This is a genomic window from Globicatella sp. PHS-GS-PNBC-21-1553, from assembly GCF_033564055.1.
Taxonomy (GTDB): Bacteria; Bacillota; Bacilli; order Lactobacillales; family Aerococcaceae; genus Globicatella; species Globicatella sulfidifaciens.
The window spans coordinates 2,495,505-2,512,043 of record NZ_CP085470.1; the positions used below are offsets into that span (position 1 = coordinate 2,495,505).

At 35.3% G+C, this 16,539-nt stretch carries 15 protein-coding genes; 1 reads left to right on the forward strand and 14 read right to left on the reverse strand.

All coding sequences use genetic code 11. The features are described 5' to 3' along the window. Positions 1 to 279 precede the first annotated feature (279 nt). From LB888_RS11900 to LB888_RS11935, 8 genes are all read right to left on the reverse strand, one after another. Positions 280 to 1,176 (reverse strand): aldose 1-epimerase family protein, encoded by an 897-nt coding sequence (locus tag LB888_RS11900; protein WP_318753080.1) that lies wholly within the window; start codon positions 1,174 to 1,176, stop codon positions 280 to 282. A 23-nt stretch (positions 1,177 to 1,199) separates the two neighbouring features. Beyond that, positions 1,200 to 2,600 carry an ATP-dependent protease ATPase subunit HslU gene (gene hslU, locus LB888_RS11905; RefSeq protein WP_318753081.1) on the reverse strand — a complete coding sequence of 467 codons (1,401 nt, stop codon included), beginning with the start codon at positions 2,598 to 2,600 and terminating at the stop codon, positions 1,200 to 1,202. Positions 2,601 to 2,613: 13 nt separating this feature from the next. Beyond that, positions 2,614 to 3,138: an HslVU peptidase proteolytic subunit gene (gene hslV / locus LB888_RS11910; RefSeq protein WP_276647486.1), complete on the reverse strand. Its 525-nt coding sequence runs from the start codon at positions 3,136 to 3,138 to the stop codon at positions 2,614 to 2,616. Beyond that, on the reverse strand, positions 3,139 to 4,053 hold the full coding sequence (gene xerC / locus LB888_RS11915; protein ID WP_318753082.1) for a tyrosine recombinase XerC: 915 nt from the start codon (positions 4,051 to 4,053) through the stop codon (positions 3,139 to 3,141). A gap of 429 nt (positions 4,054 to 4,482) precedes the next feature. Further along, positions 4,483 to 5,208 carry a UMP kinase gene (gene pyrH / locus LB888_RS11920; protein ID WP_078755331.1) on the reverse strand — a complete coding sequence of 242 codons (726 nt, stop codon included), beginning with the start codon at positions 5,206 to 5,208 and terminating at the stop codon, positions 4,483 to 4,485. A 214-nt stretch (positions 5,209 to 5,422) separates the two neighbouring features. Beyond that, the gene (gene tsf / locus LB888_RS11925) at positions 5,423 to 6,304 is read right to left on the reverse strand and encodes a translation elongation factor Ts (protein ID WP_318753083.1); all 882 of its coding nucleotides are present in this window, start codon (positions 6,302 to 6,304) and stop codon (positions 5,423 to 5,425) included. Between the two features lie 117 nt (positions 6,305 to 6,421). Next, positions 6,422 to 7,204 carry a 30S ribosomal protein S2 gene (gene rpsB, locus LB888_RS11930; protein WP_071409046.1) on the reverse strand — a complete coding sequence of 261 codons (783 nt, stop codon included), beginning with the start codon at positions 7,202 to 7,204 and terminating at the stop codon, positions 6,422 to 6,424. A gap of 322 nt (positions 7,205 to 7,526) precedes the next feature. Further along, entirely contained in the window at positions 7,527 to 8,465 is a 939-nt protein-coding gene (locus LB888_RS11935) for a DDE-type integrase/transposase/recombinase (RefSeq protein ID WP_318753084.1), read from the reverse strand. 157 nt (positions 8,466 to 8,622) lie between these two features. On the opposite strand from LB888_RS11935, the gene LB888_RS11940 reads away from it, so the two are divergent. Then, complete coding sequence (locus LB888_RS11940; RefSeq protein WP_318753085.1) at positions 8,623 to 9,996, forward strand: Mbeg1-like protein; 1,374 nt, start codon at positions 8,623 to 8,625, stop codon at positions 9,994 to 9,996. Positions 9,997 to 10,399: 403 nt separating this feature from the next. Here the strand turns inward: LB888_RS11940 and lepB are convergent, their stop codons facing one another. The 6 genes from lepB to dnaG all read right to left on the reverse strand — a co-directional run bounded on the left by lepB (position 10,400) and on the right by dnaG (position 16,538). Continuing rightward, entirely contained in the window at positions 10,400 to 10,990 is a 591-nt protein-coding gene (gene lepB, locus LB888_RS11945; RefSeq protein ID WP_318753086.1) for a signal peptidase I, read from the reverse strand. Continuing rightward, positions 10,990 to 12,441 carry a S41 family peptidase gene (locus LB888_RS11950; RefSeq protein ID WP_318753087.1) on the reverse strand — a complete coding sequence of 484 codons (1,452 nt, stop codon included), beginning with the start codon at positions 12,439 to 12,441 and terminating at the stop codon, positions 10,990 to 10,992. Before LB888_RS11950 ends, lepB begins: the two co-directional genes overlap by 1 nt. A 2-nt stretch (positions 12,442 to 12,443) precedes the next feature. Beyond that, entirely contained in the window at positions 12,444 to 13,160 is a 717-nt protein-coding gene (deoD, locus tag LB888_RS11955) for a purine-nucleoside phosphorylase (RefSeq protein WP_318753088.1), read from the reverse strand. 30 nt (positions 13,161 to 13,190) lie between these two features. Continuing rightward, positions 13,191 to 13,403 carry a YozE family protein gene (locus LB888_RS11960; RefSeq protein WP_318753089.1) on the reverse strand — a complete coding sequence of 71 codons (213 nt, stop codon included), beginning with the start codon at positions 13,401 to 13,403 and terminating at the stop codon, positions 13,191 to 13,193. 133 nt (positions 13,404 to 13,536) lie between these two features. Then, a complete protein-coding gene (rpoD, locus tag LB888_RS11965; protein WP_318753090.1) occupies positions 13,537 to 14,682 on the reverse strand; it encodes an RNA polymerase sigma factor RpoD in 1,146 nt (381 codons plus the stop codon). Positions 14,683 to 14,729: 47 nt separating this feature from the next. Continuing rightward, entirely contained in the window at positions 14,730 to 16,538 is a 1,809-nt protein-coding gene (dnaG, locus tag LB888_RS11970; protein ID WP_318753091.1) for a DNA primase, read from the reverse strand. Between the last annotated feature and the right edge of the window lies 1 nt (position 16,539).

Below are 16,539 nucleotides of genomic sequence, written 5' to 3' on the forward strand. Positions count from 1 at the left end.
AGTATAATGCCAGTTACATTGTCTCACTATTGCGTCTATATAAGAAAAAAGCGGGAGTAGGCAAGAAGTAGAAAAATTGAATGGTTTTCACTTCATCTGCCCACCCCCGTGTATTGAATAGGTGTCAAACTAGTTATTAAGGTGCCGTTTTAGATAATCTCAACTACTGCGCTAAAAAATAATCACATGGAACCAAACGGCATTTTTAACATTATTCCAAACTAAACGTTCAAATCATTCAGATTAATCGTTATATAAAGCCTTGACTAACCTGCAAAACTAGCAAATACCTTTTTCAAATGTTAATGTATAATCATGCGTTTTGATACTACCAGGATTTAATTGATTAATCGCATATTTCTCAGTCAATTCTCCCGTACTATTGGTCGTATCTGCTAAACCTGCCCAAGGTTCGATACAGACAAAACCACCTTTTTTAGGATAAGAAGACCAAATGCCCACTAAATTTAGCTGATTAGGATTCATGGTAATTTTGACGTCGTTATTTGGATCATTCAAAACAACTTTAGTATCTTTAGCTAATAAAAAGATTTGGGCATCACGCTTAAATGTTTTATGTAAAATAGGATTGTTATTGACATTAATGTATTTTGCCTTATCTAAATCAGCTGAACCATTCACTAATGGTATATTTAAATAGCTACCAGCCGGTTCGAATGTATAACTGACGTCGACAAACTCAGGTTGACCAGTTTTTGGACGGTGATGGCTAACATTAAATGCCGGATGCCCTCCTACACTATAATATAGCACTTGGTCAGTAGCTGGATTGAGAACTTCATAACTAACCGATACTTTGTCTTCAAATAAAATATAGGTAATTTGAAAACTAAATTCAAAAGGATAAACTTTTAACGTTTCTTCATTACTTTTTAAATAGAATGTTGCTGAATTATCTGTAACAGCTTGCGTTTGAAAGGTCATTCTACGAGCAAAACCATGGCGAGGTAATTCGTAAGTCTTGCCTTGATATTGATATTGATTGTTTTTTAATTCACCTACAATTGGAAATAAAACCGGTGCTGTCCCATTCCAATAACGCTTATCGCCTTGCCACATAAATTCATAGTTTGACTCATTATCAATGACCGAACGCAATTCAGCACCTAATTCACTAATTTTTACTGTTAAACGGTCATTCTTTAAAATAATCATCTTCTCACACTCCATTTGTTCTACTATAAAATATAATGGCTTAAGTCGCGATTTTCAACTATTTTTTCTAATTTTTGAGTTACATATTTTTCATTAATTAATATTTCGCCCATTTGCATATCAGCCGATTCGAATAATAATTCCTCTAATACTGTTTCTAGAATAGTATGTAGACGTCTTGCACCAATATTATCGGTATTTTGATTTAATAAGACGGCATATTCAGCCATTTTATTAATTGCTCCTTCATCGAAAGAAATATTTACTCCTTCCGTAGCAATTAAAGCTTCATATTGTTTAATTAGAGCATTTTTAGGTTCACTTAAAATTCTGACAAAGTCTTCTTTAGTTAAATCATGTAAATTAACACGAATTGGGAAACGACCTTGTAATTCTGGAATTAAATCTGATGGTTTTGATACATGAAAAGCCCCACTTCCAACAAATAAAATATGGTCGGTATTAATGATGCCATATTTGGTTTGAACTTGACTCCCTTCAACGATTGGCAAAATATCCCTTTGAACTCCTTGTCGGCTGACTTCACCGGAATTTTGATTTTTGGTGGCAATTTTATCCATCTCATCAATAAAAATAATCCCGTTTTCTTCTGCTAATTTTAATGCTTTTTGTTGAATATCATCCAAGTTAACTAAGCGCTCTGCTTCTTCCTCCGTTAATAAGGCTACCGCTTCTTTTACTGTAACGGTGCGTTCAATTTTCTTTTTAGGTTTTAAGGCATTTAAACTTTCTTGCATATCCATCATTTGTTCCATGGCAGGATTTAAGCTTGTTAATTGCATTTTCTTTTCTTCAAGTTTGATGGTGACTTCATGATTATCTAATAAACCATCACGGATTTGTTGTCTAATTTGACGACGTGAACTGGCTACTTCATCACTTACAATTTCTTCCGGTTCTTCATCCGTTTGGGGTTGCATTGCTTTAAACATCTCCCCAAACATGCCTAAATTTGGTGTCGTATTATTGGCCTTTTTTTCTACTTTTTGACCTGGTCTTAATGCTTTCGCAATTCTTTCAATCGCTTTGGCTTCGGCTTTGTCGTGAACCGCTTCGTGTTCCTGTGCTTTTACAAGGCGAATACTATTTTCTACTAAATCACGCACCATTGATTCAACATCGCGTCCGACATAGCCTACTTCAGTATATTTAGTCGCTTCCACTTTAATAAATGGCGCTTGAGTAATGGTTGCTAATCGACGAGCAATTTCTGTTTTACCCACACCGGTTGGTCCGATCATTAATAAATTTTTGGGTTTTACTTCATGTTTCATCTCATCATCTAATTTTAAACGACGTACACGATTTCTTAGCGCGACTGCTACAGCTCTTTTTGCTTCATCTTGTCCGATAATATATTTATTTAATTCATTTACTACTTCTTTTGGAGTTAAATCTTTCATATAGCCACCTCTTTTATGCTTCTTCTACAATAATTTGATCATTAGTAAAGATATCAATTTCGCCAGCAATTTTTAATGCTTCATAAGCAATTTCTTTCGCTGATAAATCATTGTCGTGTCTTACTAAGGCCCGCGCTGCAGCTAATGCAAAATTTCCACCTGAACCAATCGTTAACACGCCATCATCCGGTTCGATAACTTCTCCAGTTCCACTGACCAATAGCATGGTTTCTTTATTCATAACAATGAGTAATGCTTCTAACTTTTGTAAACCACGATCTGTTCGCCATTGTTTAGCGACTTCTACTGCTGCTCTAGTCAATTGTCCTTGATGTGCTTCTAGTTTTTCTTCAAACATTTCAGACAGAGTAATCGCATCCGCAACGCCTCCAGCGAACCCAATCACCACCTCATTATGATAGATACGGCGTAATTTACGAGCCGATGATTTCATAATGACTTTTTCACCCATCGTAACTTGGCCGTCGCCAGCCATTGCTAATTGATCATTCTTTTTAACTGCACAAATTGTTGTCATTTATTCATTCTCCTTTGTCTTTCTTCTGGCTCTAGGATGAGCGTTTAAATAGGCTTGTCTCATCTTATCAGTACTTAAATGAGTATATATTTGGGTTGTTCTTAAATTTTCATGGCCTAACATTTCCTGAACACTTCTTAAATCTGCTCCATTATTCAATAAATGTGTAGCAAAAGTATGTCTAACTTTATGAGGATATATCGCCGCATTTAAACCAGCCGCTTGATTAATCTCATTTAAAATCTTCCTAATGTGATCTGGCTTTAACGGTTGTCCTTTTTGATTAATAAATAATTGATGAACGCTCGGATCACAATGATGTTCTCGGCGCCAGGTTGCTTGATATTCTTTAATCGCCTCTAACGCCTTATCACCTAAGGGGACTATTCGTTCTTTATTCCCTTTTCCGATAACACGAACTAACTGTACAGCGACATTAACTTGAGATACTTTTAAATCGCATAACTCACTTACCCGTAATCCTGAACTATAGAGTAATTCAATAATGGCAGCATCTCTTATCCGCGTATCAGTTTCCATTTGATAAGCAGTCTCAATCAATTTATTAATTTCTTCTTCATAAAAAAATTCCGGTAAACGCTGCTCTTTGGCTCTATAATGTATCAAATCAAGCGGATGACTTTCTAATACATCTTCTAATACCAAATAATTGAAAAAAGAACGTGCACTTGATAATTTTCTAGAAATAGTAGCAGGACGATATTGCTGTTCATTAAGAAAAGCTAAATAATAACGCATATCTTGATAAGTGACTTCAGAAACTTCGGTTGATCCGCTACTATCGAGAAATTGATACAGTTCATTTAAGTCTTTTTGATAAGAAATAATTGTATTCTCAGAATAACGGCGCTCGTTTAGTAAATAAGCTAAAAAATTTTCAATATAAGTTTGCACGTTACCCCTCCTAGTACTCTTTTTATTATACATCAAATATAGTCAAATTTCCATGATACCAAAGACCGATTAAATTTTTTATCTGGGAATTCGATTGCGAATTTTTAATAATGTCTCACTAAGTTGTAAAATGATAGTACGGACAAGAAGTAGAAACTCGGATGATTTTCGCTTCGGCTATCCTCACCCGAAGATTAGAGTTGCCAAGAGGTAGAAAATCGGATGATTTTCTACCTCTTGCCATTCCCACTATTAAAAGACATTAGCGTATCCATTCTTAGATAACGATAGATGGGAGGCAATGTATGGCTATACTTTATACAAATACTTTCTACTATCATACTAAAATTTTGTCCATAATAAAAAGAGAAACTATCATCATCAACGATTTTCGTTAAATAGTTTCTCTTAATTTATTTATCGATTAAATTATTTTCCACTGACAGTAGTACCGATGTTTTCACCTAATACTACACGACGGATATTACCTGGTTCATTTAAATTAAAGACCACCAATGGAATGTCATTATCCATACTTAATGAGCTTGCTGTTGAGTCCATCACTTTTAATCCTTTAGAAATCACTTCTAAATGAGTTAAGTTATCATATTTAGTTGCCGAAGCATCCTCACGTGGATCAGCATTATAAACACCGTCTACATTGTTTTTCGCCATTAAAATAACATCCGCTTCAATTTCAGCTGCACGTAAAGCAGCCGTTGTATCAGTAGTGAAATAAGGATTCCCAGTTCCACCAGCAAAAATAACGACACGTTTTTTCTCTAAATGACGCATTGCACGACGTCGAATATAAGGTTCAGCAATCTGGCGCATTTCAATTGAGGTTTGTACACGTGTTGGTACATCATTATTTTCTAAAACATCTTGTAATGCTAATGCGTTCATCACAGTGGCTAACATCCCCATATAGTCTGCTTGCGCGCGATCCATGCCCATTTCCGAACCAATGTTTCCACGCCAAATATTACCGCCACCGACTACGATAGCAATTTCAACACCTAATTCATAAACGTCTTTTATTTCAGCGACCATTTCTTTAATTACTAAGGGATTGATGCCAAACCCTTTCTCTCCAGCGATTGCTTCGCCCGATAATTTTAATACAACACGTTTATATTTTGGCTCTTGTGTCATGTTAATATTCTCCTTCCATCGATACCTAAAAAAAGCGGTTTATAAACTGAACTTTATCCCTTTCAATCTTAAGTCCACTCCGCATAAATAGAAAAGGTTGAATCCGTTAACATCGAAATTCCATTCATTGAATCAACCGATAAGTATCTTATTTAAACAATGAGGCTTGGCAAGAAAGTGTACACTTTTTACCAGGCCCCAACTGTTATATTAATTATTTTTTCATTTGTGCTGCTACTTCGTCAGCAAAGTTTTCTTGGCGTTTTTCCATACCTTCACCCACTAAGAAACGAGTGAATTTAACTACTTTACCGCCTTTTGCTGAAGCGTATTGACCAACAGTTTGATCGCCATCTTTAACAAATGGTTGCTCAGTTAAACTAATTTCAGCTAAGTATTTGTTCATACGACCTTTAATCATTTTTTCAACGATTTCAGCTGGTTTACCTTCGTTTAAAGCAATTTCAGTTTGAATTTTTTCTTCGTGAGCATAATCTTCTTCAGATACATCCTCACGGCTTACATATTTAGGATTCATAGCAGCAATATGCATTGCAATATCTTTTGCTACTGCTTCATCTGTTGTACCTTCGATTAATGTTAAGACACCGATACTACCATCAGTATGGACATAAGTACCAAATGCATCGTTATCAGTTTTTGTGTAAATTTCAAAACGACGTAATGAAATTTTTTCACCGATTGTGTTAATTGCATTGATAATTAAGTTTTCAACAGTTTCACCGTTTACGTCTAAAGCTAAAGCAGCTTCTAAGTCTGCTGGTTGTGTTTTAGCAATTGTTTCAGCTAAAGTTGCAACTAATTCTTTGAATTGATCGTTACGTGTTACGAAGTCTGTTTCAGCGTTTACTTCGATTAAAGCAGCTGTATTACCATCTACATAAAATGATGTAGTTCCTTCTGCAGCAATACGGTCAGCTTTTTTACCTGCTGAAGCTAATCCTTTTTCACGTAAAAAGTCAACAACTTTATCCATATCTCCTTCAACTGCAACTAATGCTTTTTTAGCATCCATCATTCCGACACCGGTCATGTCACGTAATTCTTTAACTAATTTAGCTGTAATTTCTGCCATTTAATATATCCTCCTAATGATATTTATAAATAAACCATCTTAACACAGGTCCCAGCTCACTAAGCCTATGGTTTATGCCTGAATTAAGATGGATAAAAACACTATTTCAAAAAGTGATTATTCAGCACTTTCTTCTTCAACAGATTCTTCTTTGTTATCGAATAAATTATCAAAGAATTCTGTGTCAGTTGTTTCGTCTGTCGCTTCGTTTGCAATTTCACCTTGATTTGATTCAATAATTGCATCTGCCATAGCGTTAGTAATTAATTTAATTGCACGAATTGCATCGTCGTTTGATGGGATAACAACATCGATTTCATCTGGATCACAGTTTGTATCGACCATCGCCACGATTGGAATATTTAATTTATGAGCTTCTTGAACAGCAATACGTTCTTTACGAGGATCCACGATGAAGATTACATCTGGAATTCTTGGCATATCTTTAATACCACCTAAGAATTTTTCAAGACGTTCTTGTTCTTTTAAGATTTCACCAACTTCTTTTTTAGGTAAAACTTCAAAAGTTCCATCTTCCGCCATTTTTTCGATTTCTTTTAAGCGACGAATACGGCCTTGAATAGTATCCCAGTTAGTTAATAATCCACCTAACCAACGGTGGTTAATATAGTATTGACCTGATTTTACGGCTGCTTCTTCAACCGCTTGTTGTGCTTGTTTTTTAGTACCTACAAATAAAACTACATTTCCATCAGCACTAGCTTCGCGCATATAGTTATATGCTTCGTCTACTAATTTTACTGTTTTTTGTAAGTCAATGATATAAATACCATTACGCTCAGTAAAGATGTAGCGTTTCATTTTAGGGTTCCAACGACGTGTTTGGTGTCCAAAGTGTACACCAGCTTCTAACAATTGTTTCATAGAAATAACTGCCATAATAAAATTCCTCCATTTGGTTTTTGATATCCTCCGAATCTGTCATCTAATGAACCAACTTATCCCTAAGCACCTGGTTCATTATCCAGAATTCGTGTGAATTGGTTTAACACCGTTTCTCATTTTACATGATTCCTATTAAGAATGCAAGTTAAAATTGCGTTTTATCGATAATTACTGTACAGAAGTCAAACATTTGTGACAATCGCTTATAAAGAGTTGCTTAATCAGGATAGCGAATAGCCATCAAGTTCTTTTAGCCTGTCAAGGGCATCCTTTTCCTTGATAGGCTAAATGAACTTGGTATAATGGCTCGCTATGATTAAGCGACTTTCTGATATTCTTCTACCACTTGGTTTGGACTCTTAAACCCAAGTGTCTTCGTAACGACGTTATTCTGACGTCGATAATAACGTTGATGCGCTTTAACTAACTCTTCCACACTTCTGAATTCCCGCTTTTGATAAAAACGTTCCGTATCCATTCGATGACTTCGTTCTACTTTACCATTCTGCCACGGACTATACGGACGTGTCTTCAGATACTTAATGCCTTTTGATGCTAAAATACTTTCGAAAATGGTCTTGGGTGCACTCGGATCATCACCATTCGTAAATTCTTTCCCATTATCCGTTTGAATACAGTCGATCTTGAACCCCAATCCTGCTTCTAACTCGAGTAAAAAATACGCTGTATGCGTCACACTTTTCTCGTCTACAATCTTACAGTATCGCTTTCGTGAATACTCATCGATTGCCGTTATCTGATAATATCTAATCCCTCGTGTATCAAACTTTAAGCATTCTCTTGGTACATACTTAATATCAATCTGTACTTTCTCCCTGGGATAACTCACCTCTATCGGTTTCCATTTTGATTTGGGATACCGTTTGACTGCTTCTTCCGTGTTTTTATGCCATCCTTGTTTGCGGATTATCTTACACATCGTTGTATAATATCGATGATAACCTTGCTTCAGGCATTCGACATACACTTGAGCCAAGCCTTCGTGACCGTATCGTTGATACTTTGTTCGGACTAACTGTAGTTCCTCAGCTGTATGTTGATTAGGATGAGTTAGAGGGCGTCTACTTTTCGCTCGAAGACTCTCCCAACTCCCATCATAACGCTGAACCCATCTTGAGATTTGTTGGCGAGAGGTATGATAACGACGGGCTGCTTGGGCATAGTTTCCGCATTTTACCGCATATTTCAAGGCGTTCTTTCTATATCGCATTTCTTCTGTTATAATTGATTTCATAGAGAGCTCCCTTTACAATGCTGTGTCCTAACTTTATTGTATCAGAAGCTCTCTTTTTTGTTTATTCTTTTGTCACATATGTATGATATCCTAACAAAATTGCGTTTTATCGATAATTACGATAAAATTATGCTAGCTGATTCAAAGGAGGTCCCTTATGGCAACTTTATTTCATTATATCGATCAAGTGAAAGAAATCGCACTCACACCTGACAATTTAAATGAAGTGGATATTTTAATTATTAATGAGTTAACTTATCTACCTTTTGATTTGTATTTATCACCGCAAAATAATTATCAAAACCCTAAAATGCTCAATGATTTATTTAAAGAATATCAATTAAATTCTAAATTACATTATATTGAAAATGCCTTTATAGCGACTGAAAAACGTTATAAATTATTTGAGAAAGTTGCCGAGGCACCGCGTTACCGAGACATCTCGGTTTTTAATTTTGTTAATCATTTCAGTGAGAAAAATAATAAGCAATTTTGTGCTTTAACTTATCGTTTACCCGGCAATCAATTATTAGTTTCCTATCGAGGTACTGATGATACTTTAGTAGGATGGAAAGAAGATTTTAAATTAGCCTATGAAGAAGATATTCCTTCTCAATTAGAAGCGAAAAAATATATCTCTTCTATCATCAAAGAGGTAGCCGAGGATCCATTAATGATCAGTGGTCACTCTAAGGGTGGCAATCTTGCGCTAATAGCGGGTCTATCGTTACCTACAGATGTCATCGAAACAAGATTGTTGCATTTATACTTATTTGACAGTCCAGGTCTAACCGCTACTCAAATTCATCTTCCCGAATACCAAGCGTTAAAGCCTTATATTTATCGCTATATTCCGGAAGATTCGGTTGTAGGTAAGATGATGTTTCATGACATCAAACCTATTATTGTAAAAAGTAATCATATTAGTGTTTTTCAACATGATATGATGCATTGGCGTATCCAAGATACTCAAATTGAAAGAACGACGCAAACGACTGATGCGAGTAATATTATTGACCGGACCTTAAAGCAGTGGTGCGATCAGTACAGTGCGACCGAATTAGCGACATTCTTTGATTTTGGTTTTCAATTACTGGAATTAGCTGGTGCAAAAACATTAAATGATATTTCCAAAGACCTTTTAGACTTCATCAAAAAAGTTAACCTTGTAAAAGCTGATATCGATAACGAGAAAAAGGAACAATTCATGACCATCGGCAATCAATTATTAGCGATATGGAAGGAAAATTATCATCAATATCAAAAAGACAAAATTCATTCTATTCGTACTGATGTTTCTTATTTTTTCGAAAATCTATCAGATAAAACGCGTGACACTTTCAATCGCGATCAAATAAGTGAAAAATTACCGCAATCTTTAAAATTAACTAATTTGGAACATTTGACCGATAAACTTCCGTCTAAATTGCCTCTTAATCCTGTCGATGGTATTAGCCATCGGATATCATCAAAATTAAATGTTGATGTCTTTGCTGATTGGCTAGAAAATTTCAATCAAAATAAACATTAACATCCTAGCAAAATGATCGTTTATGCTTATACAAATGGGGTTATATTTTGAATAAGTATAAAAATCGATACGAATAATGGATTGATTACTTCATTTACAATGGTAAATTTATTTCATTAAATTATCAAAATAACCGAACGGATATTTTATCTAAGTCCGGCACGGCACATTAAGACTTCTGATGTAACTAGTTTGAAGAACTAAGGCTCTATACTTTTTGGTGTAGGTGAACAGAGTCATTTCTATTTATCCATACCATTTGACAAAGAGCCAGAACTAATACGATTATTAAACAAACAATTCTTTCTACTCAAATTACATAAAAAGCTGAATGCTTATTTATCACGGTATCTTACACTTACTTCTAAGATACTTTGATAAAGCATTCAGCTTATTTTATTGATTACTCAACCACGACTTGCCCCGTCGCGTCTAATTGATAATGATTGAGTTTTTTTATTTGATTAAAAGGAAAATATACAATCGAAGTTTCACCTTGAATAGACTCAATCGGGACTAAACCAAATTGGCGACTGTCACCAGAAGCCGGTCGATTATCCCCCAAAACAAAATAATATCCTTCAGGTATTACTTCTTCTCCTATGGTATCCCATAAGCTAAAATCTTGCGTAAAAATTCCTTCCGTTTGCGATTTTAAAGGCTCTAAGTATGGTTCCGCAATGGGCTGATTATTTATATACAAAACATCATCTTTTACATAAATACTGTCTCCGGGTAAGCCGATTAAGCGTTTGACATACGATTGTCCTGAACCCATTGGATCAGGAAACACCACAATATCAAAACGATCAATTTTAGTTTGCTTTAATAAAAGCATTTGACTTCCATCTTTTAAGGTTAAATCCATTGAATGACCTTCAACTTGAAAAGGCTGAACGAGGTAACTTTTAATAATCAAAAACAAGACTACTGCAATGGTAATGGAAAATAAGAGGTTAATGAACTCATTAAAAAGTGAACGCACTACTCGCATTATTCCGTTACCTGTAATAGTGTTTCCAATGCTTTATCATATTGAACATCATGATTATTTAAATATTCTCTTGCTTCATTATTCAGTAAATTAGCCGTATCACCAGTAATAATGCCGTCGGCTTTCAAATTATTTTTCTCTTGGAATGCTTTAACCGCTTGGGTCACTGATTCATCAAAGAGATAATCGGAATTAATTTCATAGCCTAATGCTTTTAAAATTAAAATAGCTGTTTTGGTATAATCGGAGGCATCGCCTTCTTTCAGTTCTTCTTTACCATTTAATGAAATAGAATTAGCTAATGGCTCGTTTTCCACTTCAACTTTAGGGGTAATACCTGTCTTGTGAATCCACATACCAGATGGCGTTAACCATTTAGCAACCGTTAATTTTAATTCACCAAAATCAGACTGATTGGTTATATTTTGAGCGGTTCCTTTACCGAAGGTTGTCATACCCACTAAAGGATTATCAGTATTTTCAGAAATGGCAGCCGATAAAATCTCACTTGCAGATGCACTTCCTTCGTTAATTAACACCACATACGGTTCGTCAATTTGAAATTTGCCATAAGCTTTATCATTAGCAGCATAAGCGACCGGCTCTTTGTCCTGTTCTTGCATTTGAACAATGATATCACCGTCTTTAAGAAACATATTGGAAATAATAATCGCCTGATCTAATAATCCTCCAGGATTATTACGTAAGTCAAAAATAAAGCGTTTCGCACCATCTTTGCGCAATTGAGTCACGGCTTCTTCGATTTCATCAGCAGTGGTGCTAGCAAATTGAGTAATTTGAACATAACCAATCGTCGGTTCATTCTCATCAAGTTTACTTTCTACTGAAATTAACGGGATTTCTGCCCGCTCTACTTCTACTTCAAAGGTACTAGAGCCTCTTTGAATTTTAAGATTAACTTTCGTCCCAATTTCACCACGAATATGCTTAACGACTTCATTCGAATTCATATCGGTTAACGATACACCATCGGCTTCCAAAATAATATCATTGGCTCTTAATCCAGCTTTATCTGCTGGGGTATCTGCAATTGGACTAATAATGGTGACTAAGCCATTTTGAGTCATAATTTGAACTCCAATTCCTGTAAAGGAACCTTCAATTGTTTCATCGAATTGTGCTGATTCATCACTATCCAAGTACTCTGAATAAGGATCTCCTAATGAACGGACCATTCCATCCAAAGCCCCTTGTAAGAGCGCTTCTTTATTCACATCTTCAATATAATTATCTAAAATACTATTGTAGACATCTTCAATAAGCTTAAAATCTTCATCTTCTAATGGTGACTCATCCACTTCAATAGTGGTTTCCTCTACCTTAGTTTCCTCTTCTGTCTTCGTTTCAGCAATTACCATCGTAGTTGGGATCATGTTAGCTAATAATAAGGTAACCATTGAATGTAGCGTTAGTTTTCTTAACAATGACATATTTATGCCTCCAATTTTACGGCTGTTTCTAAAGCTATCTCCATCATTTGAGTAAAGGTCGTTTGTCTTTCTTCAGCGGTTGTTTCTTCACCAGTTAAAATATGATCAGAAATCGTACACATCGTTAAGGCTTTTTTATTGTGTTTAGCAGCTACTGCATAAATACCGGCTGCTTCCATTTCAACGGCCATCACACCATAACGGGCCAATTTTTTCTTATCCATTTCTTCATTATAAAAACGATCACTTGATAAAATATTTCCGACATGAATGCCTTGCACATTTGATTTTTCAGCAATATGATAGGCAATGTCCAAAACTTCAAAAGAAGCAATCGCCGAGTAATGAACTTGACCTTCAAAAATATTGCTTAAAGCACTAGAATCAGTAGTTGCCCCCATTCCAAAAACAATATCACGTACTTTAACTTCTTCTTTCATCCCACCAGCTGTTCCGATACGAATGATGGTTTCAACACCATATTCTTGATATAATTCTTCAGCATAAATCATGGCTGATGGAATCCCCATGCCTGAACCTTGTACCGAAACTTTTACGCCCTTATAGGTTCCGGTATAACCGAACATATTACGAACCGTGTTATATTGAACCACATCTTCTAAAAATGATTCCGCAATAAATTTGGCTCTTAACGGATCTCCTGGAAATAATACAGTTTTGGCAATAGCCCCTTTTTCTGCAGCAATATGTGTACTCATTTTTTTCCACTCCTAGTTTAATTAATAATTTTAATATTGATATTGATTCCAAGCATCATCAAATATGCTCAATAATTTTGAATAATGACTATTTTCTTCCATATATTTCGAAATAACTTCAAAATCAGTTTCATGTTTTGGAAAAGAAATATCCTGATGTATCGCATTTGCTAAACGACTCATTGGATCATTCGCATCAAAATCAGTATATTTTCGTATAAATTGATAAAAAGTTTGTTCCAATGGACACCTCACTATCTTATTTATTATCATATAATTCATATTATAACATGATTTAAAATAAACAAGCGAATATTTTTATCGAAATAAAGCACTTAAGATAGCAATAGGCCATCTTAAGTGCTTGAGCATAAGTCTACTCTAAAAAGTCTTTCAATTGATTAGAACGACTTGGGTGACGTAATTTTCTTAAAGCTTTGGCTTCAATTTGACGAATACGTTCACGAGTGACGCCGAATACTTTACCCACTTGCTCTAAAGTGCGAATATTCCCATCATCTAAACCAAAACGTAAACGTAATACATTCTCTTCACGGTCGGTTAATGTATCTAAAACATCTTCTAATTGCTCACGCAATAAGGCAGAAGAAGTAAAAGTTTCTGGGCTCATTGCTGCTTCGTCTTCAATAAAGTCTCCTAAATGGGAGTCATCTTCTTCACCAATTGGCGTCTCTAAAGAAACAGGTTCTTGAGCAATCTTCAAGATTTCACGAACTTTTTCTGTCGAAAGGTCCATTTCCGCCCCGATTTCTTCTGGTGTCGGTTCGCGTCCTAAATCTTGTAATAATTGACGTTGAACACGTACTAATTTATTAATGGTCTCCACCATATGTACTGGGATACGGATTGTTCTGGCTTGGTCAGCAATTGCACGGGTAATTGCTTGACGAATCCACCATGTAGCGTATGTTGAGAATTTAAAACCTTTTGTATGGTCAAATTTCTCCACCGCTTTCATCAGTCCCATGTTACCTTCTTGAATAAGGTCTAAGAATTGCATACCACGGCCGACATAACGTTTGGCAATTGAAACTACCAAACGTAAGTTCGCTTCTGCTAATTCTTGTTTTGCCAGTTCATCACCTTGATTAATACGAATCGCCAATTCAACTTCTTCTTCACCGCTTAATAATGGTACGCGCCCAATTTCTTTTAAGTACATACGAACAGGGTCACTTACTTTTAATTTAGTTGCAGCAGCTTTTTCAGCAGCCGTTGGTTCAGGTTCATCAACTATAACATCTTCTTCGTTGATCATTTGTTGTTTAGTCGGTCCACCATCTTCACCAACAACCGCGATTCCATTATCTTCTACTTTTTGAATTAATTTATTCATATCATCAGCATCCAAACCATACTTACTTGCGATTTGGTCTGATAAATCATCGTATTTAATTTGGCCAATTAATTTACGTTCAGCGATTAATCGCTTGACCGCTTCTTCATAGGAGACGCTAACTTCATTAGTTGTTTCTTTAAGATTGTCTTTCTCTTCAGCCATACGCCCAACTCCTTAAATTTTTATTTGTCTCGTTAAACGAAGTATTTCTAACATTGCTTCAGATACTTCTGTTTTTCTACCTTCTTTTGGAAAGTCTTTAATCGCTCTTTCCACTCGAGAATTTCTTGCTCTATAAAGGATCGTTTAATGACTTTAAAACAATCACTCATGACCACATCATCATAAGATAATTGTCTAGCGTCCCATATAATATCCCTATAAAGTTGTTGTAACTCATCTTCTAATTCCTGTTCCAATCCTGTCATCGGAAATGACAGCCCTTTATCATAGTAATAATATTCTAACTTAAAAAATAACTCTTGGAAATAAGGATGATAAAAAATAGGTTGCTTATAATGTTGTTCCAAATAAAACCAAGCATCTTGATGATAAATCAAATTCTGGATAATCAATTTTTCTGCTTCATAAGCCCTTTTTGATTGAATTGTTAATTCTTTTCTTTCTACGATTTGACTAAAAGCGCGATCTGTACTATCAAAATTTATTTCATTATCATTAGTTGATGAATAATAAGAATTACCTTGATTTGAATGCTGTTTGGAACGAGCAATCTGTTCTTTAACTATGGCTTCATCAATGCCATATTCTTTCACAATATCTTGAATTCTTAATTGTTGTTCAATAGGTGATTCAATCATGGCAATTAACCCAATCACCTTTTCAATATATTGAGCTAATCCTTGTTCGTCTTGTAAATTGAATTGTGTTTTTAAAAACTCTCGTTGAAAACTGAAACGGTTGTTAGCATTTTGGATTAATTGCTTTAAAGCTTCCCCACCATTCGCTTGGAGCCATTCATCTGGGTCCATTCGGTTAGGGATGCGCACACTCTTGAACTGTTTATTCTTAAAAGGAAGACTCAATTCAAAGGCGCGATTGGTCGCATTTTGACCGGCATCATCACCATCAAATACAAAAACAATTTCTTGTGCCATTTTAGTCAGTTGTTCGAGATGATGTGTAGTTAAACTAGTTCCCATGGTTGCAACACTATTCATGATGCCATTTTGATCCATTCGAATAACGTCCATAAATCCTTCACAAACAATAGCTTGTTTTAAACGTCTAATTTCAGGTCTTGCCAAATCTAAATTAAAAATTAACTGATTTTTTTGAAATATATCCGTTTCAGGTGAGTTGATATATTTAGACTCTGATTGAGTTTCTCCAAAAATACGACCAGAAAAACCTACTACCTTTCCTTGTTGATTACGTAGAGGAAAAACTACCCGTCCCCTAAAACGATCGACTAGGACTTGTTCATCTTTTTGATAAAAAATACCGCTATTGACTAATTGTTGATTGCTATAACCTTCTTTTAGTAAATATTGATACAGCACTTCTGAGTTTTCAGGGGCCAATCCGATTAAATAACGTTCAATCATCTTTTGGTCAATCTGACGATCCGTTAAATATTTTAACCCATCACGTCCATTATTAGTTTGATTTAAATAATAAGCATAAAACGTAGCTGCTTTTTCATGTATTTCGAATAAATCTGCAAAACGTTCATTTTGTACAGACCCTTGATTAATATACCGGGGATCTAATGGTACACCAGAAAATTCAGCTGCTTTTTGGACCGCTTCAGGAAAACTGATGCCTTCTATTTCTTGCAAAAATGTAAAAACATTACCACCACGTCCACAACTAAAACATTTAAATATTTGTTTATCACTATGAATCGAAAAAGAAGGATTGCGGTCTTCATGAAATGGACAGGAACAAGAATAACTATTGCCTCGCTTTGTTAATTGAACATATTGTCCAATTACATCTACAATATCTGTTTTTTCTCTAATCTCATTAATGGTCTCTGCAGGAATAAAGCTCAAT